The organism is Virgibacillus sp. NKC19-16 (assembly GCF_021560035.1).
Classification (GTDB): domain Bacteria; phylum Bacillota; class Bacilli; order Bacillales; family Amphibacillaceae; genus Virgibacillus_L; species Virgibacillus_L salidurans.
The window spans coordinates 1,629,986-1,656,142 of sequence record NZ_CP074373.1 but is presented as its reverse complement, the minus strand read 5'-3'; the positions used below and the strand labels follow the sequence as shown (position 1 = coordinate 1,656,142).

Below are 26,157 nucleotides of genomic sequence, written 5' to 3'. Positions count from 1 at the left end.
ACAGTATTAAAAGGGAAAGTTATACATGCAAAAAAAATAAATAATTAGAGGGGCGCAAGTTTTCGTATATTGGGACAAAGAACCTTTCTCTTCATGTCCCTAACGCATTTCGCCAGGCTACTAATTCACTTTTTTCCGTTTCTTCTATTTTGTTATCTTCGACTAAAGCATCTACTAATTGGTCAAACCCTGTAATCGTTTGGACTGGTAGATTTTTAGTGGAAAATTGCTGAATGGACTTCTGTAATCCGTATGTAAAAATTGCTAAAACGCCAATTACTTCTGCACCTTCATTTCTTAACGCTATTGCGGCTTCAATAGATGAACTCCCGGTGGAAATAAGGTCTTCGATCACAAGTACCTTTTGTCCCTTCTCCATCTTTCCTTCTATTTGATTTTCTTTCCCATGCCCCTTTGGCTTGGAACGAACGTAAACCATAGGTAAGTTTAACTTCTCAGATAGCCACGCTGCGTGGGGGATGCCGGCCGTAGCACAACCCGCAATCACGTCGGGCGTAACTTCCATATTTTCAATGATTTGGGTGAATGCTTCTGAAATCTTCCTGCGTACTCGCGGGTGTGACATGCTTAACCTGTTATCACAATAGATAGGTGATTTGATTCCTGAAGTCCATGTAAAATATGCTTGTGTATTAATTTGTACTGCTTTAATAGCTAACAAATCTCTTGCCAATTCATGTTTTAATTCCATGTTGCCACTCCTTCACTACTTGTTTATATGCTTGATATGGATCGGCTGCTTTGGTTACACTTCTCCCTATCACAAGTACATCAGAGCCATTCTCCCGCGCAAAATTAGGTGTTGCAATTCGCTTCTGATCATCCGAACTTGCTTGCTTCAACCGAATACCTGGCGTTACCGTTAAGAAAGAAGATCCACATGCTGCTTTCATTTGCCTTGCTTCATATACCGAACAAACAACACCATCTGCTCCATTTTGTTTCGCAAATTCTGCAAAATGTACGGCATTTTTATCAAGTTCACCTGGCAGTAAAAGTTCACTATTCATTGTTTCATTGTCCATGGAAGTAAGTAGGGTTACCGCGATTAATTTTGTTTGATGACCATTGCTGCCACCTATATCCAGTCCTTCTTTCGCGCTTCTGATCATTTCACTTCCACCCAGTGCATGAACATTCACCATATCTACTTCAAGTTTAGCAATATTTCTCATCGCCTTCATGACAGTCGTGGGAATATCGTGTAATTTTAAATCAAGAAAAATCGGGTGATTATTTTCTTTTAATTTTTCGATCACATATGGCCCTTCGCGGTAAAATAACTCCATACCTACTTTTACTGGACTACCTTGGAGATTATTCGATTCCAAGAATTGCTTGGAATCTGCCCAGGTTGGAAAGTCCAATGCCAGATAAATAGATTTATTCATACAAAATAGCCCCCTTTCCAATTGCATCCTGCACGGAAAGAAATCCGTATTTCGTTAGTATCTTTGGCAATTCATCGATTAATTCCGGACAAATAAACGGATTTTGAAAATTAGCTGTACCTACTGCAACCGCACTTGCACCTGCTAAAAGAAATTCCAGTACATCCTCCGCATTGGTAACCCCACCCATACCTATAATCGGAATGGAAACCTGTTGTTTCACTTCGTAAACCATGCGTATAGCAATCGGTTTAATTGCCGGACCAGATAAACCCCCTGTTTTATTAGCTAATAATGGTCGCTTACTCGATGGGTCGATTTTCATCCCCGACAATGTATTAATCATGGACAATCCATCCGCTCCAGCCGCTTCTACCGCTTTCGCCATTGCAACAATATCAGACACATTGGGTGATAGTTTCACATATACAGGTAAATTACTGGCCTGTTTCACCATTTTAGTTACGTTGGCCGCCATATTAGGATCTGTACCAAACTGGATACCCCCTTCTTTTACATTGGGACAGGAAATATTTAATTCCAGTGCATGGACATGCTTAGTTTGGTTAAAAGCTGCTGCCACCTTCTCATATTCTCCTATTGTACTACCGGCTACATTTGCAATAATCGGCATATCATAGTTTGATAGAAAATCAACCTCGGATTCGATGATTTTATCAACTCCAGGATTTTGCAGCCCAATTGCATTCAGCATACCGGAAGCTGTTTCAGCAACACGAGGTGTGTTATTGCCAAATCGTTCGCTTCCGGTTGCTGCCTTCATAATAACCGCACCTAATTTGCCTAAATCATAAAAGTCGGAGTACTCGCGCCCGAATCCGAAACATCCGGACGCAGGCATAATTGGATTTTTCAACCTCAAACCAGGTAAATCAACTGCTAAATTGGTCACAATGTCACCTCCTTAGCATGAAAAACAGGACCATCTTTACAAATTTTTTTATAACCACGGTTATTCGCTTTAGGTATGACACAGGCCAAACATGCACCAACACCGCAGCCCATCCGCTCCTCTAATGAAATATACCCCTGTTTATGTTCTAATTTTTTCGTAATGGCCTGTAGCATTGGTATGGGACCACAGGAATAGTAACGATCAAAAGCCTCAATCTTATCAAAAACATCTGTAACAAATCCTTTTTCACCATAGGAGCCATCATTTGTAACCATCCATGTTTCTCCGAGTGATTGGAATTTTTCTACGTAAAAAACACTTTCAGCTGATTGAAATCCTAATATAGAAATAACTTTCATATTCTGACCAACTAATGTCTTTCCAAGATAATAAAGTGGTGGGACTCCGATTCCCCCACCTATTAGCAGAATACTGGAGCCTTCTTTATTATCCATGTTAAATCCATTTCCGTTAGGGCCTAACACATCAAGTGTCATTCCTTCCTGACACGTTGCCAGTTGTTTTGTTCCGGAACCTGTCTTTTTGAATAGGATGGTGACCGTTTCTTTCTCTCTGTCTACATCTGCAATTGATAGTGGTCTGCGTAATGTGTGACCTTCAACAAATACATGTAAAAATTGACCAGGTACAGCAGTTTGGCTAATATAATTATTTTTCAATACCATTTCTACCGTGTCTAGTGCAATAGACTTCGATGATTGAATATACATTATTTCTTTCCTCATAACCGTACTGCCTCTTTGTTTATCATTGGCTTCGCACTAAACGTCGTTGAATCGATCACACGCAAGATTGCATTCGCTGTATCTAAATTAGTTAAACAGGCAATTCCATGTTCTACTGCTTCCCTGCGAATCATGAATCCGTCTGAACGTGGTTGTTTCCCTGAAGTTAGCGTGTTCACGACAAATTGCACATGGCCATTTTCGATAATGGATAGAACATTCGGCTCCGCGTTACCAATTTTTGCTACATCGATTACCGGTATTCCAGAATTCCTTATGGAAACAGCTGTCCCTTTTGTTGCATATAATTGAAATCCTAATTTATGAAAACGATCTGCTATTTCAAGCACTTCTTGTTTGTCTTTGTCAGCCACTGTTAGTAAAACAGCACCAACACGTGGTACGGAAAGACCGGACGCAATTAGCCCTTTATATAGAGCCTTTTCCAACGTTTTATCATAACCGATTACTTCACCAGTAGATTTCATCTCCGGTCCAAGAATGGTATCCACACTGCGTAATTTATCAAATGAGAATACAGGAACTTTCACAGATACATCATCGTTTTCCGGCAAAATACCTGTCTTGTAACCTAAATCAGCTAACTTTATTCCTAAAATGCATTTCGTAGCCAATTTAGCCATCGGGGCCCCGGTTATTTTGCTTAAAAATGGAATCGTTCTACTTGCCCGCGGGTTTACTTCAAGAACAAATACATCATTATGCTGAATGATAAACTGAATATTAATTAGTCCCTTAACCTGTAACTTGCGAGCAATTTTTGTTGTGGCATCCATACACTTTTGCTTTACGGATTTACTCATTCGCTGTGGCGGATAAACGGCAATGGAATCTCCGGAATGAACTCCGGAACGTTCAATATGTTCCATAATCCCTGGTACAATCACTGTATCCCCATCACTTATGGCATCAACTTCTACTTCAATACCTGTAATATATTTATCGATTAAAATTGGGTGCTCTTGATTGATGGTTTTAGATTTTGCTAAATAGGCTCGTAGTTCTTCATCATCATAGACAATTTCCATTCTGCTTCCGCCAATAACATATGATGGACGAACCAACACAGGATATCCGATTGATTTTGCTACTTCCAGTGCTTGATCAAGCTTACGAACGGTTTTTCCATTTGGCCGCAATAATTCCAGTTCATCCAAAAGCAGCTCAAACTTATCCCGGTCCTCTGCACGATCGATTGCATTTAAATTTGTTCCTAAAATACGTACTCCTCGGCGTTTTAGCCCTGCAGCTAAATTTATCGCTGTTTGCCCGCCAAATTGTACAATTACTCCTTCCGGCTGTTCGATTTCGATGACATGCATGATATCCTCCAACGTAAGTGGCTCAAAGTAAAGCTTGTCAGAGATACTGAAGTCTGTAGAAACGGTTTCCGGATTATTATTCATAATGATGGCTTCATAGTCCATTTCTTGTATGGCTAATACAGAATGAACGGTGGCGTAATCAAATTCAATTCCCTGACCAATGCGTATAGGACCCGATCCCAGCACAAGAACCTTCTTCCGATCAGATCTAATAGACTCATTTTCTTCTTCATATGTACTGTAAAAGTATGGGGTCCGGGATTCAAATTCAGCTGCACAAGTGTCTACCATTTTATATACTGGTGTGATTTTTTCTGATCGTCGTTGTTCATAAATTTCATCTGCGGACGTATTCCACAACCGTGCAATCTGTGTATCGGAAACACCCAACATTTTTGCTTTCCATAATAGTTCATTTGAAAATTTAGTTGTAGCTAATTCCTTTTCCAATTTAATAATGTTTTCTATTTTCATGATGAAAAAACGGTCTATTTTCGTTAACTGAAAAATCTCTTCGATTGTCATCCCTCTTCGTAGGGCCTCTGCTAAGACAAATATCCGCTCATCGTCGGCTTTTTTTAAACGAAATTTGATGTCTTCATCTGTTACACCCAATAAACTAGCTAACCAAAGTTCTTCTGCATTACTATCAAGTGACCGAATTCCTTTTAAAAGCGATTCTTCAACATTTCTTCCAATCGCCATGATTTCTCCGGTTGCTTTCATTTGCGTTCCTAGATTGCGATCACCAGTGACAAACTTATCAAATGGAAATCGCGGAATTTTGGTAACAACATAGTCAAGTGCGGGTTCGAACATTGCATATGTTGTTCCGGTTATCGGATTTATAATTTCATCCAATGTTAAACCAACCGCTATTTTCGCTGCGATTTTGGCAATCGGATAACCTGTCGCTTTTGATGCCAATGCAGATGATCTGCTTACCCGTGGGTTAACTTCAATGATATAGTAATCAAAACTGTTTGGATCAAGCGCTAATTGCACGTTACAGCCACCCTCAATTCCAAGTGCACGAATAATTTTTAACGAAGCATTTCTGAGTAGCTGATGTTCTCGATCACTTAATGTTTGGGAGGGTGCGACCACGATCGAATCTCCTGTATGAATACCTACTGGATCAACATTTTCCATATTACAAACAACAATTGCCTGATCATTTTTATCTCGCATTACTTCATACTCAATTTCCTTTAATCCTGCGATGTTCTTCTCAATAAGGCATTGGTTTACTGGTGATAATGCTATACCGTTACGCGCTATTTCCATTAATTCTGCTTTGTTAAAACACATGCCGCCACCTGTACCACCGAGCGTATAGGCAGGACGCACAATTAATGGAAACTCTAGTTTAGCTGCAAAGTCACATGCCTGTTCAACCGAATTTATAATGGAACTCTCAGGTACAGGTTCGTTCAATTCCCGCATTAAATCTCTGAATTGTTCCCGGTCTTCTGCCTTTTGAATGGCCTCCAGAGAAGTACCCAACAGCTTTACATCATAAGTTGATAAAATCCCCGATTCCTCAAGTGCTACAGCCAAGTTGAGTCCAGTTTGTCCACCCAATGTTGGCAGGATTGCATCCGGCTTTTCTTTTCGGATTATTTTACTTAAGAATTCCATCGTTAATGGTTCCATATAGACCTTGTCCGCTACAGTATGGTCGGTCATAATCGTTGCAGGATTCGAATTGGCAAGAATGACGGTATACCCCTCTTCTCTTAGTGCCTGACAGCCCTGTGTACCCGAATAATCAAATTCTGCTGCCTGGCCGATCACTATCGGACCTGAACCGATCACTAGAATTGTTTGAATCGAGTAGTTTTTAGGCATATGCATCCTCCTTTTTAACCTGATCATGTTTAATCATTTGGATAAAATCATCAAATAAATGACTCGTATCTTCCGGACCTGGTGAACTCTCTGGATGATACTGCACGGAGAAGGCCGAGTGAATGGCGTGTCTTATCCCTTCAATCGTGTGATCATTCAATGCAAATTGTGTTACTTCTAAATCAGTATTCTCCAGAGAATGTTCTCTAATCGCATAACTGTGATTTTGCGATGTCATATATGTTTTAAGCGTTTTAACATCTTTAACCGGGTGGTTAGAACCTCTATGTCCAAATTTCATTTTTTCCGTGTCTCCCCCACATGCCAGGGCGAGCAATTGATGACCCAAGCAAATTCCAAATATTGGGATCTCACCAAGCAAATTCCTAATCATTTCAATGGCCTCGGGTACATCTTTTGGATCACCAGGACCATTCGTCAGCATAATGCCATCTGGTTTTAATCGGAGAATATTTTCTGTGCCGTAGTTGTAAGGAACAACTGTTATGTGACAATTACGCTTTGTCAGTTCACGTAATATACCATGTTTCATCCCAAAATCGACTAGAACTATACGCATCCCACGCCCTGGCACCACATATGGCTTAACCGTTGATGTTTGTTGAACCTGATCTCTTTGCATGGGCATATTCTGGAGACGTTCAACCGCTACCTCGTAAAAATCATCCATCGTTGTTATCATCGCCTTCATTGTTCCCGATTGACGAATAACTTTTGTCAATTTCCTTGTATCAATCCCGGTAATACCCGGTATATCATTTGCTTTTAAATAACTATCCAAACCCTCTTCGCTACGAAAATTGGATGGATAATCACATACCTCCTTCACAATAAATCCATGAATAAATGGGGAAATTGTTTCAAAGTCATCTCGATTAATACCATAATTCCCTACTTGCGGATAGGTCATCATCACGATTTGACCACAATAAGAAGGATCAGAAATCACCTCCTGATAGCCTGTCATCCCTGTATTAAAAACAACTTCCCCTGTTGTCACTTTCTCACTTCCAAAGCTTTCCCCAATAAAGACCGTGCCGTCCTCTAGAACCAATTGTCGTTTACGCATTGATATCCTCCTTGTAAGCAATTTTTCCTTCAGCAATTGTTAGAATCGGTAAACCTCTAACTTTCCAGTTGTGAAAAGGAGTATTTTTCCCTTTGGAATGAAAGCTTTCTTTGTCAATTATTGTTTCCCTTTGCAAATCTATCAAGGTGATATCTGCCACTACATTTTCTTCAAGCGTACCATATGGCATATGAAACACTTCAGCAGGTTTAATCGTCAGCCAATCAACTAATTGTTTTAGCGTAACCTGATTCGTTTTTACAAGTTTCGTATAAAGCAATGAAAATGCTGTTTCAAGCCCGACAATTCCAAAAGGGGCTTTTAGAAAACCTATTTCCTTCTCATTCTTTGTATGTGGCGCATGATCTGTTGCAATAAAATCGATCGTCCCATCCAATAATCCTTCTAATAATGCTTGCTGATCTTCTTTTGCCCGAAGTGGCGGGTTCATCTTAAAATTAGCATCATCTGCCGTAATAGATTCCTCATTTAATAATAGATGATGTGGCGTTACTTCAGCACTTATATGTATACCAGCTTTTTTTGCATCACGAATGATTCTCACAGACTCTTTGGTACTCACATGACAGACATGATAATGACAACTTGCCGCCTCAGCAAGCAGCACATCACGGGCTATTTGTACGGATTCACTTATAGAGGGTATCCCCGGCAGGTCTAACGCCGCGCTTACCTTCCCATCATGGAGGACACCTCCATAAACGATCGAGTTATCCTCACAATGTGCTACGATCGGCATACCACAGGCAGCTGCTTGCTTCATAGCTTGTAACATGAAGTCTGCCGTTTGGATCCCCACTCCATCATCGGTAAAAGCAAACACTTCCTTGTTGGCAATTTCCGCTATATTCGTCAATGATTTCCCTTTTAAGTTTTTCGTGATGGCTGCATAGGGAATCACACGAACAACGGCATCCTGCTTGATTTTTTCTAAAAGAGTTTCTATTGTAGACACATTATCCGGCACTGGATTTGTGTTAGGCATCGCGCAAACGGTTGTAAAACCACCTCGGGCTGCTGCTTTTGTCCCTGAAGCAATGGTTTCTTTACGTTCGCCACCGGGTTCTCGTAAATGAATATGTACATCAATAAACCCAGGTACGATTAAATTTTCGTTGCAGTTGATCACCTCATCCGCATCCTCTGAAATATTAGCAGCGATTTGTTTAATTTTCCTACCTTCAATTAATATGTCACATATTTCCATTTCGTCAGCTGCTAATAGCCGTTTCGCATTTTTCAATACTGTTTTCATTCATAATCCCCCATTCCTGCAATATGTTTGTGATAATCGCCATTCTTATATAAACACCATTTTCCATTTGCTTAAATATCCGTGATCGCTCACACTCTACTAAATCGGAATCTATTTCTACACCCCTGTTGATTGGAGCAGGATGAAGTATAATAGCATGTTGTTTCATTCGTTTTTCCCGATCTTTGGTTAAACCGTAATTTTTCAGATAATCAGTCATTGAGGCTGAACCCTGATTATGTCGTTCATGTTGAATGCGCAGGAGCATGATCGCATCACACATATTCACGGCCTCGTCCATGGAGATATATGGAAAATCCAACTGATAGGCTTCAAAGCCAGGAGCTGCACTAAAAAATACCCTTGCTCCTAAAGCTTTTAACGCATAGGCATTTGATTGGGCTACACGGCTATGTTTTATATCTCCTGCGATAACAATCTTCAAATCTTTGAACGTACGATATTCTTGATAAATCGTCATCAGATCGAGTAAACATTGAGTAGGATGCTCTGCTGTCCCTGCCCCTGCATTGATCATTGGTATGGAAATATTTCCCTTTAGATTCTCAAACCAAGAATCCGATTGATGACGAACAACTAATAAATTTGCACCCATAGATTCAAAGGTCTTTGCAGTATCGTACAAGGATTCTCCTTTTTTTACACTAGAGGTTTCTGTATGAAAATCCAGGACTTCCATTCCAAGCCTTCTCTGGGCTATGATGAAACTTGATTTCGTTCTTGTACTTGGTTCGAAAAATAAGTTTGCTGCAAATAGCTGCTGCTTCAATTCAAGACCTGTATAACGGTACCAGTCTGCTGTTTCAAAAAGGTTCATTATTTCCTCTACAGTTAATTGATTAACCGATATAAAATGTCGCATAGCTACCTCCTCATTCGTTATGATGCATGCTTTTGATCATCAGGGATTTCAGTTTCAAACAATGCGCCATTACCATATCCAGTTTCCTTACCAGGTAAGATGAGATTTAGGATAACACCAATGATTGCGGATAAAGCCATCCCGGCAATTTCTAGCCCGTCATATACTTCAATATAAGCTCCTCCAACTCCAATAACCAATATGACAGAGGCGATAATTAAATTGCGATTGTGTCCAAAATCTATTTGGTTATCAATCAGCATTCGTAATCCGTTCGAGGCAATTATTCCAAATAATAGAATGGATACACCTCCCATAACGGCAGTTGGAATGGAACTAATCGTCGCTGTAATAATTCCAATAAATCCAAACAATATTGCGAGAACCGCTGCTCCTCCGATAACAAACACACTGAACACTTTTGTAATGGATAAGACACCAATATTTTCACCATAGGTTGTGTTTGGTGGACCTCCGATAAAAGAGGCAATCACTGTCGCAACCCCGTCGCCTAATATAGAACGATGCAGTCCGGGGTTTTTTAAGAAGTTTCGGCCTGCAACTTTTGATAAAACCATCTGATCTCCTATATGTTCAGCAATGGTCACAAGCGCAACAGGAACCATAATAGCAACGATTTGCAGATTAATAATATCTAACGGAGCATAGTCAACAAATGGGATGATAAATTCTGGCATTTGGAAAAACGCGGCAAAAAATTCTCCGATCGATCCAGATGAAATCATTGCATTCCATTCTGCTTGAATTGGTGCAGTATCAACAATGCCTTGCACTAGAGCAAATAAATAACCACTTATAATACCGATTAATATTGGAATAAGTCCGAAAAAACCTTTAAAAAATATGTTAGCGATAATCGTAATAGTCAGCGTGAATAATGCTACGGTTACAAAGGTTCCACTATAAACTTCATTATCAAACATTGCCATATCGATAGCGGTGGGGGCTAAACCCAATCCAATTACAATAATGACTGGACCGACTACAATCGGAGGAAGTATCCGCATGAGCCAGTTTGTACCAAGGAATGCAATAAGTAAGGCGACCATGCCATATACAATACCTGCCAGGAAACTACCAATCATTGCACCAGCAGGGCCTGCCGCAGCACTTGCACCAATAATTGGAGCTATAAATGCGAAACTGGATCCCAAATATGCCGGAATTCTCCCCTTTGTAATTACTAAATACGCCAATGTACCAGCCCCACTTGATATGAGTGCAACCGCAGGGGATAAATCCGTAAGAAACGGAACTAATATCGTAGAGCCAAACATTGCAAATAAATGCTGGATGCTGAGTAGCAGCCATTGTCCGGATTTTGGTACTTCGTTTACACCCATCGCCATCTTTTTCTGTGTCATTTTACATACCTCCACTTTTTCAGAAAACTTTCATTGTCATTAAAAAAACCTCTCTGCATAAGGCTGCAAAGAGGTACACGTGTATATAGTTCTATCCACGTTTCCTTAAACAACCTTGTAAATCTCTCTGGATTTAGTTAAAGGTTTATCTATTTATTTTTCATAGATGGATACCTGATCGATCTCATCTGTTTCCACTAATTGAACCACGATAATTTCTTTTTCAGATGTTGGAATATTTTTACCAACATAATCTGCTCGTATCGGTAATTCTCTGTGACCTCTATCAACGAGGACACCTAGTTGAATCTGTGATGGCCTCCCACTGTCCATCACCGCATCCATTGCTGCTCGTATTGTTCTGCCGGTATAAAGTACATCATCAATGAGAATCACTTTTTTCCCTGTTAAATCCACATCAATATTAGTAGATTTTAATTGCGGATCATAGCTATTGTTCGCTATTTCCAAATCATCTCTGTATAACGTTATATCCAATTCCCCTATTGGAACACTTAGATCTTCAATTTGTTTTATTTTTTCCTGTAATCTTTTACTTAACGGTACTCCTCTTGTTTTCACACCAACTAGGAGTAGGTTTTCTCCTCCTTTATTTTTTTCAACGATTTCATGCGCAATTCGGGTTAATGCTCGATTAATTGCTGGCTGATCCAATATTTCTGTTTTCTTTTGCAAAATCTCACCACCAAATATAAAAATCCCTTTTATCCGTGAGGAAAAAAGGGATTTCGGATACACATTTTCACAACTGTATCATTCACGAGTCCTTCTTAGCCTCACGGGACTATATTAAAGGGGCACTTATTTATTTCTCTTATTATTTCAGAGACAACGGTCATTGTCAATACAATTTTTCTATATTCGCCAAAATTTCTTCAAAATAGGCAGGGGGCTTTGCTTCAAATTCCATCCACTTATTTGTCGTTGGATGCGTAAAACCAAGCAGACCTGCATGTAATACCTGGCCGTTTGTATCCATTGTTTTTCTGCGGCCATATTTAGGATCACCGACCAATGGATAACCGATATATTTCATATGTACACGGATCTGATGGGTTCTTCCTGTCTCCAACTGACATTCTACATGTGTATAATCAGGATAGCTTTTTATCACTTTAAAATGTGTCACGGCAGGCCTGCCGTTATCGACAATCCCCATACGCTGGCGATCTTTTGGATCCCTTCCGATTGGTGCATCGATCATTCCCGTTTCATGTGGAATTTCTCCATGAACAAGTGCTACATATACTCGTTTAACTTCTTTTGTTGACAGCTGTTCAGATAAATGAGAATGTGCTTGGTCATTTTTTGCAACGACTAATAAACCACTCGTATCCTTATCAATCCGATGGACAATACCAGGACGCTGGACTCCATTTATACCGGATAGATCATCACAGTGATGGAGAAGGGCATTAACAAGTGTACCGTATGGATGACCTGCTGATGGATGGACAACCATTCCTTTTGGTTTATTAACAACTAATAAATCGCTATCCTCATAAACAATGGATAATGGAATGTTCTCTGCTATGATATCCAGGGGCTCCACTTCTGGATATGACCACTCAATAGCATCACCTGTCTGACACTTATAATTCGCTTTTACTTGCTCGCCGTTAACAGTTACGTGGTCTTTTGTGATCCATGATTGCACCTGCGAACGAGATATCTCCGGATTTAATATAGTAAGTAATTTATCAATTCGTTGGTTTGCCTGCGCTTCTGTAACAATATGATGGAATGAGGTCATTTTTTTGCTTTTCCTTTCTTCGTTTTCGTTTCATCGATTATTGTTGCAATAATAATTAATATAACCCCAACCGTTAAAGCAGAGTCAGCTATATTAAAAATAGGAAAATTATAACCAAAGATTATAAAATCAAAGAAATCAACGACTTCCTGATGAAAAAGGCGATCAATAAAGTTACCAATTGCACCACCCAGAACGAAACTTAAACCAATTGCTAAACTTCTACTTTCTTTGGCATATGTTTGCATGTAATAAATAATCCCTATAACAACAATAACAGTTACAATATAGAAAAACAGCATCTGTCCCTCTAGGATTCCCCATGCAGCACCACTATTACGGTGTGATGTAAGATAGAAGAAGTTTTCAATAATTGTAATTTGCTCACCAAGCTCCATTGTTCGAACAACAATCCATTTCGTCACCTGGTCAATGGCAATAATGACTAGTGCAATAATATAATACACATACATCCCATGTCCCCCGATTTCTACTCTCAGTCTTTTTAATCTTAAACGTTAAACCAACATTTTTCAAGGACAATGGTAGAACTGGTATATGTCAAGTTTTGATCGAAACAAGATGATTCCTTTCTTTTATCATATCTGTTTCCTCGTGCGCCGACCGCGGTAATTCACTACAATAATTCCAACAGCAACCAATGCTATCGCAGCTAAAATAAAGAAATTCAATCGCTCGCCGGGAATAAATATAGCGGATAATAACGAACCGGACACTGGAACAATAAACTTGTACATACTTAGTTCACCAGCGTTATTATATTTCAACATCGAATACCATAAGGCGAATGCAACTGCCGAAAGTAGTGCTGAATAGATAAATAACCCCCATCCAAGCGGCGTCCATAACATCGCACCTGTACTTAATTGAGGCAAACCTATGATTAGCAGAATCCCTGCTCCCAAGCTCAACTGCCAGCCTGTGATAGCAAACGGGTGAATACCAGTCGCCATTTCCTTTGCCATAATCGTCGCAATCGCACTTGTTAAACCAGCAAGGATCATAAATCCTTCCCCGTCCCAGTGAAAACTGGGCTGAAGCTCCTGTCCCCAATTGGCAACAATAATACCTGAAAAACCAGCAATCAAACCAAATGCCTTTTTCCAGTTCATCCGATCATTTTTATAAAAGTAATGTGCCAGAAGCACCGTGAAGAATGTCCCGCTCGATGACAGAATTGCACCTTGCATCCCGGAGACTTTTGCTAAACCATTGTAGAAGAAGAAATACTGTAGTGTTGTTTGCACAACACCCAAAATAATCAGCACCACAAACTGTTTACGTGTTACCAAAATACTTCTTGGGCTCATAAATAATAAAAATGCTAAAACAATTAGACCCGCAAGTAAAAAGCGCATACCCGCAAACACAATCTTCGCGATCACATCATCCGGTGCCATTTGCAGTTCCTCATAACTTACTTTAAGAACTGGAAACGCACTTCCCCAAAGCACTGAGCAAAATACTGCAATCGCAATAACCGACCATTTATTTTGAAACATACCTTTCATACGCTCATCTCCTAAACCACTTTAATCAAACAAATATTTATCTTATGGTATTTAGGATGAACTTTCAAATGATGTGTTTTTAGATGGAATAAATTAACTAAGATGGTTCGAGAAAACATAAAAAAGACGACTATTCATCCAAAAATGAATGTAAGTCGTCTTTTTAACATTTCAGTTGCCCTCAGTTAGTTATAAAGTGTAATGTTCTTTTACAACACTCGCACAACGGCTGCATAGACCAGGATGTTCCGCATCTTCTCCTACAGTTTCAGATGCTACCCAGCAACGCTCACATTTTTCTCCAGGATGTTGCTCAACGGAAACATCAACATACTGATATTCTTTTGCATCTGGACTGCTATCACGGACGCGGGCTTCCGATACAATTAAAAATTGATGCAGATGATCAAACGATTGTAATACCTCTTTTGTTTGGTTATCTTTTGGAACGAGTGTTACTTTTGCTTCTAATGATTTCCCGATTACTTTTTCATTTCTTGCTTCTTCCAATGCTTTTAATACATCATCACGAATATGCATGAAGTGATCCCATTTAGGTTCCAGTTCAGCCATACCAGAAATTTCCCTTGGCTCAGGGATATCGGTTAGCTGCACACTCTCTTCTTCTACACCAGGAATATATTCCCATACTTCATCAGTCGTATGCGGGATAATGGGTGTCAACAATTTAACCAGTGTCGTTAAAATTTCATAATACCCTGTTTGAATACTCAGGCGGCGCTTATTATCCTTTGCCTCGACGTATAATATATCTTTCGCAAAATCCAAGTAGAATGAGCTTAAATCAACCGCACAGAAATTGTGAATTTGATGGAAAATCGGCGAATACTCAAACTGCTCATAGCTTTGGCGTACATTACCTAACACCTGCTGCAGACGATGAATCATATATCGATCCGCTTCTTCCATTTCCGTTTCTGGTACTTGATCGGTTTTCGGATCAAAATCGGATAAATTTGCAAGCATAAAGCGAATTGTGTTTCTAATTTTACGGTACGCTTCGGATGTCTGTTTCAGGATTTCCTGCGAAATACGCACATCTCCCTGATAATCAACGGAGGAAACCCATAGGCGTAAAATATCTGAACCTAACTGCTTTTGAACTTTAGATGGTACCATCACATTTCCTAAAGATTTACTCATTTTTCTTCCATTACCATCTAATACAAAACCATGACTAATGATATTTTCAAATGGTGCTTTACCTGTAACTGCAACAGACGTAGATATCGAGGAATTGAACCAGCCACGATATTGATCACTACCTTCTAAATAAACATCTGCAGGGCGTCTATGATACGGGCGACCTACCAGGACAGCTTCGTGGGATGATCCTGAATCAAACCATACATCCATAATATCCGTTTCTTTCGTGAATTTCCCGTTTGGACTATGTTCTGAAGTAAATCCTTCAGGCAATAAATCTGCTGCTCCCCATTCAAACCACACATTAGAACCATGCTCACTAAATAAGTTGGATACATGTTCAATCGTTTCATCATTGATAATAGGCGTATTATCTTCCCCGTAAAATACAGGGATTGGAACACCCCATGTACGCTGACGTGAAATACACCAGTCTTCACGGTCACGCACCATGTTGTGAAGGCGAGTCTCCCCCCATGATGGATACCAATTAATCCGGCTAATTTCATCCAGAATATCCTGACGAAAATCCTTAATCGATGCAAACCATTGTGATGTTGCACGGAAAATCGTCGGTTTCTTCGTCCGCCAATCATGTGGGTAGGAGTGCGTAATAAACGAAAGCTTTAGTAACGCCCCTACTTCTTCCAGTTTTTCTGTAATAGACTTGTTCGCTTTGTCATAAAATTGTCCTTCAAATCCAGGTGCTTCATTTGTAAAAACTCCCCTGTCATCAACAGGAGATAATGCATCAATACCATAACTTCGAGCTACAACGAAGTCGTCTTCCCCATGACCTGGGGCTGTATGCACACAACCAGTACCTGCATCTGTTGTTACATGCTCGCCCAGCATGATGAGTGAATCACGGTCGTAAAATGGATGTTTTGCAACAATCTTATCTGCTTCTTCTCCTTTAAATGATTTGATCACTTGTGGGTTTTCCCATTCCAGCTCTTCAGAAACAGATTCAAGCAGAGAACGTGCGATAATATATTTTTCCTTGTTCACCTCTACAACCACATATTCCAAATCAGGATGTAAACTGATCCCAAGATTAGCCGGAATCGTCCATGGAGTTGTCGTCCAAATAATAAATTTCTCCCCGCCATCAAATAATCCTTTCCCGTCTATAACATCAAATGCAACATAAATGGAAGGGGAGCGTTTATCATGATATTCTATTTCTGCCTCAGCTAAAGCAGATTCAGATGATGGCGACCAATAAACTGGCTTTAAGCCTTTATAGATATAGCCTTTTTTGGCCATTTCTCCAAATACTTTAATTTGGGCGGCCTCATAATCCTTTGTTAAGGTTACATATGGGTTATCCCAATCACCACGAACACCCAATGATTTAAACTGTTTGCGCTGATTGTCCAATTGATCCAATGCATACTCAGCGCATAACTGTCTAAACGCTACAATACTCATTTCTTTACGCTTAATTTTTTTGTTTTTTGTCAATGCAGTTTCAATGGGCAGTCCATGGGTATCCCATCCCGGAATATATGGTGCATAGTAGCCAGTCATTGATTTATACCTTGTAATAAAATCCTTTAGAATTTTATTTAATGCATGGCCAATATGCAAGTCACCATTGGCATACGGTGGGCCATCATGTAAATTAAACAACGGTCTTCCTTTCGTTCTTTCCTGTACTTTTTCATATAAATTTTCCTCATCCCAGTGTTCTTGCCTTTTTGGTTCCTTATTCGGCAAATTACCACGCATTGGAAATGACGTTTTTGGCATTAACAATGTATCTTTATAATCCATAAATACTTCCTCCTTCTTATCTGCCACTAAACAAAAAAGCCCCCTGCATCCCAAAAGGGACGAGAAGACTCGCGGTACCACCCTTATAAATGTAAACTAGCTATTAATTAGCTATTAATTTACATTCACTCGATATTCGTAACGGGAATAAATCGTCCATTCCTACTAAAAATTCACAATGGATGCTCAAGAGTGATTTTCTAAAGGCTTACTGTATCGGGCTTTCACCATACCCCGATTCGCTAATCAGTACAAACCTTTATACTGGCTCTATCTATGCATGTTATTATCAAATTAGAACTTTATGTGTATGAATTATATGTAAAATTCCGCGGGACGTCAAGATCTATGACTTATTTTCTGCCAGCTCAAGATCTTCACCCAATTCCTCGTCAAATAAATCTTCCCAATCGTTTGTGTCAATCATATCCAGCTGAGCTTCAACAAGCATTTTCAAACGTGTCCGAAATACCTTTGCCTGTTTCTTTAACTCTTCCACATCCATAGATATACGACGTGATTTGCTTAATGCTTCATTTATGATTCGATCGGCATTCTTTTCTGCTTCTTTTATAATTAATTTAGACTCTTTTGTCGCACTGCCTTTTACTTCTTCAGCAGTCTCTTGAGCAACTAAAATGGATTTGTTTAACGTTTCTTCAATATTGGTAAAGTGTCCAAGCTTTTCTTCCAATTGATCCACTTTTTCCTTAAAGTCTTTCTTTTCTCTGATTACTGCTTCATAATCTTTGATTACTTGGTCTAGGAATTCATTCACTTCATCTTCATCATACCCACGAAAACTTCTGGTAAACTCTTTATTATGAATATCTAATGGTGTTAATGGCACATTGGCCACCTCCTTAGGGAAAATTATAGACATTAACGTTTATGAAAACATACATTAAGCATATATTCGACAAAAATCGGTTAATTCCTGCATGTAGTATGAAATTATTTTAATATTGCCGTGGTTATTTTCCACTTGTCCTTCTTTGTTTGTCCATTTATGGATACGAGTTTACTTCTTCCTTTTCCACGTACTGAAATTAAATCGCCTTCCTGTAAACCAAACTTTCCATCGTCAACTACTTTAAAATTTACTTTCACCTGAAGTTTTTTAATAAATTGCCCGGCGTCTTTTCTAGAGATATTATAAATCTCTTTTAACACAGTATCTAACCGCAATGAGGAGACTGTGTTATCTGTTTCATCCCACTCCGTTTTCTTTTCCATTAATGCGGTGAGAGGTTTTTCCTCTAGCCTTATTTTCGCTTTCTTAATGGCAGTTAGGTTAGCTAATACAAAAGGTGCAATTTCATCTGCCATTATAATTTGAATGACTCCGCCCTCAACTACTATATCACCAAGCTTTTTTCGTTTTATTCCAAGCGATAAAAATGCTCCCATCACGTCACGATGTTCCAGTGATATAAATTTATCTTGATAATATGCCTCTACTAACGTAAGCTGAAAAACTTCGTCAGATATCTCTTCATATGGGGGTAGTATTACAGCACGCCTTCGTTCAGCATACTGGCCGCCGCCATGCTGGTAGATGCTGACATCACTATTATCCCCAATTAATAAATTCATAATTTGCTGTTCTCTTGGATCAAGGAAATCCGTTATCTTCATCTGATACGTTCTTTCAACCTGTTCTATCCAAGATAATACTTTGTCAATGAATGGCTGCTCTTCTTTTCGAAAATGTTGATATATATCCATTTTACCACCCCTTAGAAGAACAACATGTTAAACAGTTCATATAGCCCCATTCTCGCAAAATGGATCACAAAAATAGCTACAAGCGGGGATAAATCAATCATGCCTAATGGTGGAATAAATCGGCGGAATATTTCCAGGTATGGCTCACATATCTTTGCTAAAAAAACACCAAAAGATGATTCCCGGGCCCCTGGAAACCATGACATAAAAATGTAAATAATTAAGCCAAAACTGTAAATCGTTAAAGCTGTATCTAATAAATTAAGTAACTGGATCATTGATTACTACCATCCTTTTTCAAATTCATCTTCCTCCACATATGTTTCAGATATTGTACCGGATACATCTACATTATCAGGGGTGCATAAGAATGTTTCAGATCCAAGCTTTTGAATATCTCCGTTCACAGCATAGACGGTACCGCTAAGAAAATCAACAACTCTTTTTGCCTGTGTGCTATCCAAACGCTGTAGATTTATAACAACAGCTCTTCTATTTACAATGTTATCTGCTATTTCCTGTGCTTCATTGTATGACCTTGGCTCATAAAGTACAACCTTCGATGTAGGCTGGTGCAAGCTGGTTAGATTGACTACATTTTGATTTTTCTGAGTTGCATTTGACTTATTTTCCGCCTCATCTGCTTCATCTGCTGTATAATCGTATTCATATTCATCATCCATCGTGAAATAATTTTTAATTTTATTTTTAAAGCTCATACGCTCACCTCACTCATAATATTATCCTACTAGATTTGAACCGATCCGTATATGTGTAGCACCCTCCTCAATAGCAATTTCATAATCATTACTCATTCCCATAGATAGAAATTCACAAGGCGCATTGGACAAATTTTCCAGTTTAACTGCATCTCTTATGGCTGCTAGTCTTTTAAAAATCCCCCTTAAACGTTCTTTATCTTCTAAATGGGGTGCCATTGTCATCAATCCAACAACACGAATATGCTTATACTTCTGAATATCCTTTATAAAAGAGATAACACCTTCTGGTTGCAGGCCATGTTTTGATTCTTCTCCACTCACATTAACCTGAATAAAACAGTCGATTTTTTTACTTGCTCGCTTATCTATTTCCTTAGCAAGTGATAGGCGATCCAACGAATGAATAGCATCTACCTTGTCGATTACATCTTTAACTTTTCTTGATTGCAGGGTACCAATAAAATGCCATTTCACTTCGCTACCAATATGATTGTATTTTTCCAGAAATCCTTCCAAACGATTTTCGCCAAGGTTTTTAATTCCAGTGGTAATTGCTTCTTTTGTTCGTTCTATTGTAACATATTTCGTAACACCTATAACTGTTATTTCATCAGGAATTCGATTACTTTTTTCACAAGCTTGTCTTATATTATTTTGAATAATTCTTAGATTTGTTGCTACATCCATTATTACCAATTCTCCTCCCCACGTAAGTCAAGTTGTAAAGCCTAGAAAACCTAGCATCCTCCCTGTTTTTCCTTTATCCCGTCGATGTGAAAAAAATAGCGCATCATCTTGAAACGTGCAATAATTTGTTACATCTATATTATTACGTAATACACCACATTGCAAAAGAATTTCTACATTTAACTGTTTTAAATCTAACAAATAACGATTATTTCCTCTAGAAATGACTGTTTTTTCCCTATCCTGTAGCGTTAGGTGCCTTATAACATTTTCATCAACTTCATAACATTGTTGCGAGATACAGGGACCTATGGCTACTAAAAGATCAGCAGGATTTACACCTACCGTTTGCAATTTCTGAACCATTTGCCCGCCAATGCGATTTACAGATCCCTTCCATCCTGCATGAGCAATACCGATGAACTCATGTTTAGGGTCAAAAAAGTATAAAGGCACACAATCAGCAAAAAAAGCAGTGCATAATATTCCTCGCTCTTTTGTAATCAAACCATCTGTGCTTTTAATAGAACTCTGGTGGGAAGCAGCTCCTTTTCCCTTATCTTCAGGACCAACTATTTTTACAGTTGTTTGATGAGTCTGTTCCCCCGCCACCCAATTTTTCAACGGAATCGTCAAATGTTTGGCTAAAATTTGTCGGTTTAGGTTGACATGATCGTATTCATCCTGAACATGCAATCCACAGTTTAATGTATCAAAAGGAGGTTGGCTAACCCCCCCGTTTCTGGTCGTAAATCCAGCATGTAGCTTGGGATTTAATTTTTGCCACTTTTCTATATGTAAATAGGATTCATTTGATTGTTTAAACGGTTCTGTCATTGGATTACAACCTCCTAAAAGTCTACTCGTACCATTTTACCATAATCCACACTAACTTTTTATTCATTTACAAAAGGCTCTGCATACAACTCTGGATGTTGTACCTCTTTAACAAGAATGACATCCGCGCCAACCCTTACAATTTGCTCCCAATGAATAATCAATTCGTCCGGCTTTCCAAACATCCCGCTTTTCTTTTCCTTTAAAATAATTACAATAGCAAGTATTTTACCTCTGTCTTTATCAATTTCCAAATCGGATATATGCCCAAGTCTACTTCCATCATCAATAACAATAACCTCTTTCGTTTGCAATTCGGATAATTTTATCATTCCACTCACACCACCTTACTCTATATATATGCATAAATTTATAGATTAAAAACAGGAAAAGCAAAAGGAATGGGTTTCATTCACCCATTCCTTTTGCTCTTGAGTATCTTGCGTTTTTTATTCAAACATTTGCTTATTCATCTGGCTGATGGCGGCTTTTTCCAGGCGGGAGACCTGGGCTTGTGAAATACCGATTTCATCAGCTACTTCCATTTGGGTTTTCCCTTGGAAAAAACGTTTATTTAATATCATCTCTTCTCTTTCGTTCAACTGGTACATACCTTCCTTTAAGGAAAGTTTATCTGCCCATGTAGAATCCTTATCTTTTTCATCACTTATCTGATCCAAAACAAATATGGGATCCCCTCCATCATTATAAATTGGTTCATATAATGATACAGGATCTTGAATAGCATCCATTGCAAACACAATTTCGGAATGTGGGATGCCCATCTCTTCGGCAATCTCCACTGGTGTAGGTTCCTTTGATGTTTTGCTAATTAATTTTTCCCTTACTTGCAATGCTTTATAAGCTATATCACGTAAGGATCTCGATACCCGAATCGGATTGTTATCTCTTAAATAACGTCTTATTTCACCGATAATCATTGGAACAGCATATGTCGAAAATCTAACATTATGTGATAAGTCAAAGTTGTCAATGGATTTCATTAAGCCAATACAGCCTACTTGAAATAAATCATCAACATATTCACCACGATTATTAAATCGTTGAATGACACTTAATACGAGACGCAGGTTTCCATTTACCAGTTCTTCACGTGCAGACTCCCCGTCCCCTTCTTGCATTTTTACAAACAACTTGCGCATTTCTTCATTTTTTAATACAGGTAGTTTCGATGTATCAACACCACATATCTCAACCTTATGCCTTGTCATCTAAGTTTAACCCTCCCAGTTGGTGATGCTGTTCATGGACAGTATCTCCGCCTGGGAAAATTTTTATGCAGGAAGGTTCATTCGAAAAGATGTAAAAATGGGTTAGATTCTTAGAGAAACAAGGCTAAACCATTTTATTAAATTCTTTTTTAAGTCGCCTTATAATCTTTTTTTCTAAACGTGAAATATAAGATTGTGAAATACCTAACATATCTGCTACATCCTTCTGTGTTTTTTCTTCTTCCCCAATTAATCCAAACCGTAATTCCATAATTTGCTTTTCGCGAGCATTTAATTGCGACAAGGCATCCTTAAGTAAACTTTTGTCCACTTTTGTTTCCAGATTTTTCGTAATAATATCCTCATCTGTTCCAAGTACATCTGACAATAATAGCTCATTCCCGTCCCAATCAATGTTTAAAGGTTCATCAAAGGATATTTCTGATTTTAATTTATTATTCCTCCGTAAATACATTAAAATTTCATTTTCAATACATCTGGATGCATAGGTAGCCAGTTTGATTTTTTTCTCGGGGTTAAACGTATTAACACCTTTTATAAGGCCAATAGTACCAATACTTATTAGATCTTCTATATTTATCCCTGTATTTTCAAATTTCCTTGCGATATAAACAACTAACCGTAAATTTCGCTCAATTAAAAGTGCTCTTGCAGCCTGATCTCCTTTAGGTAATAATTCCAGCAACTCTGCCTCTTCTTGTTTGGAAAGAGGTGGTGGCAGAGCCTCACTTCCACCTATATAATAAATTTCCTCAGATTTAACGCCAAGTTTGATTAAAATTTTATACCACTGTAAGCGCAGACCTAATTTCCATGATTTCAACATTTATCTCTCCCTTATGCAGAATGTACAGCTGCTGTTGTTATAATTTGCGGTTGAAGTAAACAATGATAGCTTTGATCTTTCGTTAACGCGGCAAACTGAATGCCGATTAATAGTTTACTTGTTACAATTTTCTGTTCGCCGTAGTATACAATGAGCTGATCTGGCCTCATCGCAAACAGAAAGTTGCTTCCGCCTTGTACTCCCCGGTATGGCACAATTTGAATAGAGCTTTCCCATTCTTTTGGGATTTTTTCAAAATCAAGTTCCTTGTTCGCAGACTTTAGCAGCTTCCAATCATTTTCCGTAAACCATTGCTTTAAAAATAATTCATCACAAATAATTACTGGTTTTTTTGTTAATGGATCAACTAATTGGTTTCCACTATCAATATATCCAGTTGTTGAATAGCTCTTATTTTTTAATTGAATTGTAACCGGATAGAGTTGGTCGTAACGAATTTTATCCACTGCATGCTTGTCCATACGACCCTTTGTGAATAACCACACCAAAGGGAACCCAATAACGACAAAAATCCAGCTAATCGGATCCCCATATCCGCTATTAAACGTTAGAATTCCATTTGTAGATACACCAATCGGACTTTGTAATAGAAAATGTATTGCTATTAATCCACCCCCTATTGCAAAAGTAGTAAAATAAAATAACAGGAGTAATTTCATCATCCGATAAATACTTAAAAAACCAAACGCACATAAAATAATAATGACAGAGTATAGAAACTTTCCAGCAACACTGCTAAAAAATGAATCTGGAAAATAGATATTTATTGGTACAAGCAGTGAAGCGATAAAAGCTCCAATTATTATTCTGATTTTTCTTGTGCTGTCTCTTGCCAAAGCCTGTGTGAGCATTAAAAGCATCATGTCCAGAAAAAAATTCAATGTCCAGACAGCATCAAGATAGATGGTCACCACATTCTTCCTTTCTGCCAAAAAAATTACTATTATTTTCATAGATAAGATGATTTAAAAGAAGTATATCTGAGTTTATAAGCAAAGTCTGTCACATTTTGTACGCATATTGGGGCTAATTTTAACTAGTTATTAGGGAGTTTGTCGCAGTAATTATTTTACAAAGTGTAGAAATTCTATTCTTACACCCAAAGGCTGTTTTCTAAAAGAAGGTTTGGCACAGAAGATATAAAAGACGACATAAGTGCTTGTTGATTTCCGCTCCGAACCGTTGCACACCTTAGGGCACGGCTTTAGCCTCTTTGCCCCGGCAAGGGGTATGCCGACGTTGTCCGCAAAGGACGGTTTTAGTCGGCCTTCCTTAGGATAGTCCTGCGGGGTCTTCAGACACGTGCTATTCCCGCAGGAGCCAACGGGCCTCCACTCCAATCAACCATCAAAAGTGGATTGACATCTGTTCTTTAATTTTAAAAAGCGCGTCATCAGCCGGAGGAAACACATGAAGACTCCGGCGGGAGGAAAGGCCTAGGTGAGACCCGGAGTGCGTAGCAATCTTTTTTGCGAGGAGTGTTGCTTCTCGAAATCACTTGCAACACGACGAGCACGACGGGGCCCACCAGCCACCCTAAGGTTCGCGAAATGTGTTTCCGGAGCGAGTCTAAGCACCCACCCATCATTAGAATTTTCATTACGTTGTCTTTTATATCAGTTGCGAAGATTTAAAAGCAACAGTGTACTTTTGAGAGGAGCATACGCAAAAAAGCAAACAAATAGCACAAAGGCTACCTGTTTGCTGTCTATCAATATATTATTATTTATTTATCTTCTACGGTTACGATTTCTTAGAAATGTAGGTATATCCAATGTTTCTTCCTCTTGTTTCGGACGTTGTTGCTGTTGTTGCTGTTGCTGATTCGTTTCTCTCTGCATATCATCATTATCTCTGGTGGCGGCTTGCTGTTTATGATTGATTACGGGACGCTGTTGTTTCCTTTCTTCTTTTTGCGTGGTCTCGTCAAATCCTGTCGCAATCACCGTTACAATAATTTCATCATTTAAGTTTTCATTAATAACGGAACCGAAGATAACATTTACTTCATTATCTGCAGCAGAAGTTACTAAATCAGCAGCTTCCTGAACTTCATACAAGCTGAGATTTGTACCGCCTGTAATATTCATTAAAATACCATGTGCTCCATCAATAGAAGTTTCCAGTAATGGTGAAGAAATTGCTTTTTTCGCAGCTTCAGAGGCACGTGTTTCTCCAGTTGCAATACCAATTCCCATCAATGCTGACCCTTTATCAGTCATGATTGTTTTCACGTCTGCAAAATCAACATTAATCAAACCTGGTTTAGCAATTAGATCGGAAATACCTTGCACACCTTGCCTTAGGACATTATCCGCTTCACGAAACGCTTCCAACATCGGGGTATTTTTATCAACGATTTCCAGCAGGCGATCATTAGGTATAACAATTAATGTATCGACATTGCTTTTCAAATCATCAATTCCCGTTATCGCTTGTGTGGATCGTCTCTTGCCTTCAAAAGAAAATGGACGTGTTACAACTCCAACTGTTAGTGCTCCTAGGTCTTTGGCAGTTTGTGCAATAACGGAAGCGCCTCCCGTTCCTGTGCCTCCACCCATTCCTGCTGTGACAAAGATCATATCTGCACCTTGTAATACTTCTTCGAGTTGCTCTTTACTTTCTTCAGCCGCTTTTTTCCCGACATCGGGGTTCGCCCCTGCACCTAATCCTCGTGTTAGCTTACTACCAATTTGTACTTTTACTTCAGCTTTAGATAGATTTAATGCTTGTGAATCCGTATTGACAGCGATAAATTCAACGCCTTCAACACCATGCTCTATCATGCGGTTGACCGCATTATTACCGCCACCGCCTACACCGATCACTTTAATTGAAGCTAGTTCTTCCATATTTGTATCAAACTCTAACATATTTCGTTCCTCCTAATATGCAAAATAACAAGAGTTCCAGAAGCTAATATGTG

General features: G+C 38.9%; 25 protein-coding genes and 1 other annotated feature. All 25 genes read right to left on the bottom strand.

The genetic code is table 11. The features are described 5' to 3' along the window. Positions 1 to 91 precede the first annotated feature (91 nt). Positions 92 to 712: an orotate phosphoribosyltransferase gene (pyrE, locus tag KFZ58_RS08530; RefSeq protein WP_235794374.1), complete on the bottom strand. Its 621-nt coding sequence runs from the start codon at positions 710 to 712 to the stop codon at positions 92 to 94. Further along, complete coding sequence (gene pyrF, locus KFZ58_RS08525) at positions 696 to 1,412, bottom strand: orotidine-5'-phosphate decarboxylase (protein ID WP_235794373.1); 717 nt, start codon at positions 1,410 to 1,412, stop codon at positions 696 to 698. Before pyrF ends, pyrE begins: the two co-directional genes overlap by 17 nt. Further along, a complete protein-coding gene (locus KFZ58_RS08520) occupies positions 1,405 to 2,325 on the bottom strand; it encodes a dihydroorotate dehydrogenase (protein WP_255695089.1) in 921 nt (306 codons plus the stop codon). Before KFZ58_RS08520 ends, pyrF begins: the two co-directional genes overlap by 8 nt. Continuing rightward, positions 2,322 to 3,074 (bottom strand): dihydroorotate dehydrogenase electron transfer subunit, encoded by a 753-nt coding sequence (locus KFZ58_RS08515; RefSeq protein WP_235794372.1) that lies wholly within the window; start codon positions 3,072 to 3,074, stop codon positions 2,322 to 2,324. The genes KFZ58_RS08520 and KFZ58_RS08515 overlap by 4 nt, the downstream gene beginning before the upstream one ends. Further along, entirely contained in the window at positions 3,071 to 6,271 is a 3,201-nt protein-coding gene (gene carB / locus KFZ58_RS08510) for a carbamoyl-phosphate synthase large subunit (RefSeq protein ID WP_235794370.1), read from the bottom strand. Before carB ends, KFZ58_RS08515 begins: the two co-directional genes overlap by 4 nt. Further along, complete coding sequence (locus KFZ58_RS08505) at positions 6,264 to 7,361, bottom strand: carbamoyl phosphate synthase small subunit (protein ID WP_235794369.1); 1,098 nt, start codon at positions 7,359 to 7,361, stop codon at positions 6,264 to 6,266. The genes carB and KFZ58_RS08505 overlap by 8 nt, the downstream gene beginning before the upstream one ends. After that, a complete protein-coding gene (gene pyrC, locus KFZ58_RS08500; RefSeq protein WP_235794368.1) occupies positions 7,354 to 8,637 on the bottom strand; it encodes a dihydroorotase in 1,284 nt (427 codons plus the stop codon). The genes KFZ58_RS08505 and pyrC overlap by 8 nt, the downstream gene beginning before the upstream one ends. Beyond that, positions 8,594 to 9,520 carry an aspartate carbamoyltransferase catalytic subunit gene (locus KFZ58_RS08495; protein ID WP_235794367.1) on the bottom strand — a complete coding sequence of 309 codons (927 nt, stop codon included), beginning with the start codon at positions 9,518 to 9,520 and terminating at the stop codon, positions 8,594 to 8,596. Before KFZ58_RS08495 ends, pyrC begins: the two co-directional genes overlap by 44 nt. A gap of 17 nt (positions 9,521 to 9,537) precedes the next feature. Continuing rightward, the gene (locus KFZ58_RS08490) at positions 9,538 to 10,905 is read right to left on the bottom strand and encodes a solute carrier family 23 protein (protein WP_235794366.1); all 1,368 of its coding nucleotides are present in this window, start codon (positions 10,903 to 10,905) and stop codon (positions 9,538 to 9,540) included. A gap of 153 nt (positions 10,906 to 11,058) precedes the next feature. Next, positions 11,059 to 11,601: a bifunctional pyr operon transcriptional regulator/uracil phosphoribosyltransferase PyrR gene (pyrR, locus tag KFZ58_RS08485; RefSeq protein ID WP_235794365.1), complete on the bottom strand. Its 543-nt coding sequence runs from the start codon at positions 11,599 to 11,601 to the stop codon at positions 11,059 to 11,061. A gap of 166 nt (positions 11,602 to 11,767) precedes the next feature. After that, positions 11,768 to 12,679 (bottom strand): RluA family pseudouridine synthase, encoded by a 912-nt coding sequence (locus KFZ58_RS08480; RefSeq protein WP_235794364.1) that lies wholly within the window; start codon positions 12,677 to 12,679, stop codon positions 11,768 to 11,770. Beyond that, positions 12,676 to 13,152 (bottom strand): signal peptidase II, encoded by a 477-nt coding sequence (lspA, locus tag KFZ58_RS08475; protein ID WP_235794363.1) that lies wholly within the window; start codon positions 13,150 to 13,152, stop codon positions 12,676 to 12,678. Before lspA ends, KFZ58_RS08480 begins: the two co-directional genes overlap by 4 nt. A 126-nt stretch (positions 13,153 to 13,278) precedes the next feature. Continuing rightward, positions 13,279 to 14,211: a DMT family transporter gene (locus KFZ58_RS08470; protein ID WP_235794362.1), complete on the bottom strand. Its 933-nt coding sequence runs from the start codon at positions 14,209 to 14,211 to the stop codon at positions 13,279 to 13,281. 189 nt (positions 14,212 to 14,400) lie between these two features. Continuing rightward, entirely contained in the window at positions 14,401 to 17,157 is a 2,757-nt protein-coding gene (gene ileS / locus KFZ58_RS08465) for an isoleucine--tRNA ligase (RefSeq protein ID WP_235794706.1), read from the bottom strand. 52 nt (positions 17,158 to 17,209) lie between these two features. Further along, positions 17,210 to 17,443, bottom strand: a binding site (T-box leader). A 60-nt stretch (positions 17,444 to 17,503) separates the two neighbouring features. Continuing rightward, positions 17,504 to 18,007, bottom strand: coding sequence for a DivIVA domain-containing protein (locus tag KFZ58_RS08460; RefSeq protein WP_235794361.1), 504 nt, complete (start codon positions 18,005 to 18,007; stop codon positions 17,504 to 17,506). A 104-nt stretch (positions 18,008 to 18,111) separates the two neighbouring features. Continuing rightward, the gene (locus KFZ58_RS08455; RefSeq protein ID WP_235794360.1) at positions 18,112 to 18,885 is read right to left on the bottom strand and encodes a YlmH family RNA-binding protein; all 774 of its coding nucleotides are present in this window, start codon (positions 18,883 to 18,885) and stop codon (positions 18,112 to 18,114) included. 11 nt (positions 18,886 to 18,896) lie between these two features. Further along, on the bottom strand, positions 18,897 to 19,163 hold the full coding sequence (locus KFZ58_RS08450; RefSeq protein WP_235794359.1) for a YggT family protein: 267 nt from the start codon (positions 19,161 to 19,163) through the stop codon (positions 18,897 to 18,899). Positions 19,164 to 19,169: 6 nt separating this feature from the next. Continuing rightward, positions 19,170 to 19,604 (bottom strand): cell division protein SepF, encoded by a 435-nt coding sequence (locus KFZ58_RS08445; RefSeq protein WP_235794358.1) that lies wholly within the window; start codon positions 19,602 to 19,604, stop codon positions 19,170 to 19,172. 21 nt (positions 19,605 to 19,625) lie between these two features. After that, positions 19,626 to 20,294 carry a YggS family pyridoxal phosphate-dependent enzyme gene (locus KFZ58_RS08440; RefSeq protein WP_235794357.1) on the bottom strand — a complete coding sequence of 223 codons (669 nt, stop codon included), beginning with the start codon at positions 20,292 to 20,294 and terminating at the stop codon, positions 19,626 to 19,628. Between the two features lie 27 nt (positions 20,295 to 20,321). Further along, positions 20,322 to 21,131, bottom strand: a complete 810-nt coding sequence (gene pgeF, locus KFZ58_RS08435) for a peptidoglycan editing factor PgeF (RefSeq protein ID WP_235794356.1) — start codon at positions 21,129 to 21,131, stop codon at positions 20,322 to 20,324. A gap of 59 nt (positions 21,132 to 21,190) precedes the next feature. Next, positions 21,191 to 21,463 (bottom strand): YlmC/YmxH family sporulation protein, encoded by a 273-nt coding sequence (locus KFZ58_RS08430; protein ID WP_235794355.1) that lies wholly within the window; start codon positions 21,461 to 21,463, stop codon positions 21,191 to 21,193. A gap of 117 nt (positions 21,464 to 21,580) precedes the next feature. Continuing rightward, positions 21,581 to 22,363 (bottom strand): RNA polymerase sporulation sigma factor SigG, encoded by a 783-nt coding sequence (gene sigG, locus KFZ58_RS08425; protein ID WP_235794354.1) that lies wholly within the window; start codon positions 22,361 to 22,363, stop codon positions 21,581 to 21,583. Between the two features lie 124 nt (positions 22,364 to 22,487). Further along, a complete protein-coding gene (gene sigE / locus KFZ58_RS08420) occupies positions 22,488 to 23,207 on the bottom strand; it encodes an RNA polymerase sporulation sigma factor SigE (protein WP_370642475.1) in 720 nt (239 codons plus the stop codon). Positions 23,208 to 23,221: 14 nt separating this feature from the next. Next, positions 23,222 to 24,184: a sigma-E processing peptidase SpoIIGA gene (spoIIGA, locus tag KFZ58_RS08415; protein WP_235794352.1), complete on the bottom strand. Its 963-nt coding sequence runs from the start codon at positions 24,182 to 24,184 to the stop codon at positions 23,222 to 23,224. A 777-nt stretch (positions 24,185 to 24,961) separates the two neighbouring features. Further along, entirely contained in the window at positions 24,962 to 26,104 is a 1,143-nt protein-coding gene (ftsZ, locus tag KFZ58_RS08410; protein ID WP_235794351.1) for a cell division protein FtsZ, read from the bottom strand. Positions 26,105 to 26,157 lie beyond the last annotated feature (53 nt).

What these genes read in the sequence shown, in the direction of transcription:
- pyrE (WP_235794374.1), bottom strand. Translation starts at nt 712, where the DNA reads ATGGAATTAAAACATGAATTGGCAAGAGATTTGTTAGCTATTAAAGCA.
- pyrF (WP_235794373.1), bottom strand. Translation starts at nt 1,412, where the DNA reads ATGAATAAATCTATTTATCTGGCATTGGACTTTCCAACCTGGGCAGAT.
- KFZ58_RS08515 (WP_235794372.1), bottom strand. Translation starts at nt 3,074, where the DNA reads ATGAGGAAAGAAATAATGTATATTCAATCATCGAAGTCTATTGCACTA.
- carB (WP_235794370.1), bottom strand. Translation starts at nt 6,271, where the DNA reads ATGCCTAAAAACTACTCGATTCAAACAATTCTAGTGATCGGTTCAGGT.
- KFZ58_RS08505 (WP_235794369.1), bottom strand. Translation starts at nt 7,361, where the DNA reads ATGCGTAAACGACAATTGGTTCTAGAGGACGGCACGGTCTTTATTGGG.
- pyrC (WP_235794368.1), bottom strand. Translation starts at nt 8,637, where the DNA reads ATGAAAACAGTATTGAAAAATGCGAAACGGCTATTAGCAGCTGACGAA.
- KFZ58_RS08495 (WP_235794367.1), bottom strand. Translation starts at nt 9,520, where the DNA reads ATGCGACATTTTATATCGGTTAATCAATTAACTGTAGAGGAAATAATG.
- KFZ58_RS08490 (WP_235794366.1), bottom strand. Translation starts at nt 10,905, where the DNA reads ATGACACAGAAAAAGATGGCGATGGGTGTAAACGAAGTACCAAAATCC.
- KFZ58_RS08480 (WP_235794364.1), bottom strand. Translation starts at nt 12,679, where the DNA reads ATGACCTCATTCCATCATATTGTTACAGAAGCGCAGGCAAACCAACGA.
- lspA (WP_235794363.1), bottom strand. Translation starts at nt 13,152, where the DNA reads ATGTATGTGTATTATATTATTGCACTAGTCATTATTGCCATTGACCAG.
- KFZ58_RS08470 (WP_235794362.1), bottom strand. Translation starts at nt 14,211, where the DNA reads ATGAAAGGTATGTTTCAAAATAAATGGTCGGTTATTGCGATTGCAGTA.
- ileS (WP_235794706.1), bottom strand. Translation starts at nt 17,157, where the DNA reads ATGGATTATAAAGATACATTGTTAATGCCAAAAACGTCATTTCCAATG.
- KFZ58_RS08455 (WP_235794360.1), bottom strand. Translation starts at nt 18,885, where the DNA reads ATGGATATATATCAACATTTTCGAAAAGAAGAGCAGCCATTCATTGAC.
- KFZ58_RS08450 (WP_235794359.1), bottom strand. Translation starts at nt 19,163, where the DNA reads ATGATCCAGTTACTTAATTTATTAGATACAGCTTTAACGATTTACAGT.
- KFZ58_RS08445 (WP_235794358.1), bottom strand. Translation starts at nt 19,604, where the DNA reads ATGAGCTTTAAAAATAAAATTAAAAATTATTTCACGATGGATGATGAA.
- KFZ58_RS08440 (WP_235794357.1), bottom strand. Translation starts at nt 20,294, where the DNA reads ATGGATGTAGCAACAAATCTAAGAATTATTCAAAATAATATAAGACAA.
- pgeF (WP_235794356.1), bottom strand. Translation starts at nt 21,131, where the DNA reads ATGACAGAACCGTTTAAACAATCAAATGAATCCTATTTACATATAGAA.
- KFZ58_RS08430 (WP_235794355.1), bottom strand. Translation starts at nt 21,463, where the DNA reads ATGATAAAATTATCCGAATTGCAAACGAAAGAGGTTATTGTTATTGAT.
- sigG (WP_235794354.1), bottom strand. Translation starts at nt 22,363, where the DNA reads ATGACAAGGCATAAGGTTGAGATATGTGGTGTTGATACATCGAAACTA.
- spoIIGA (WP_235794352.1), bottom strand. Translation starts at nt 24,184, where the DNA reads ATGAAAATAATAGTAATTTTTTTGGCAGAAAGGAAGAATGTGGTGACC.
- ftsZ (WP_235794351.1), bottom strand. Translation starts at nt 26,104, where the DNA reads ATGTTAGAGTTTGATACAAATATGGAAGAACTAGCTTCAATTAAAGTG.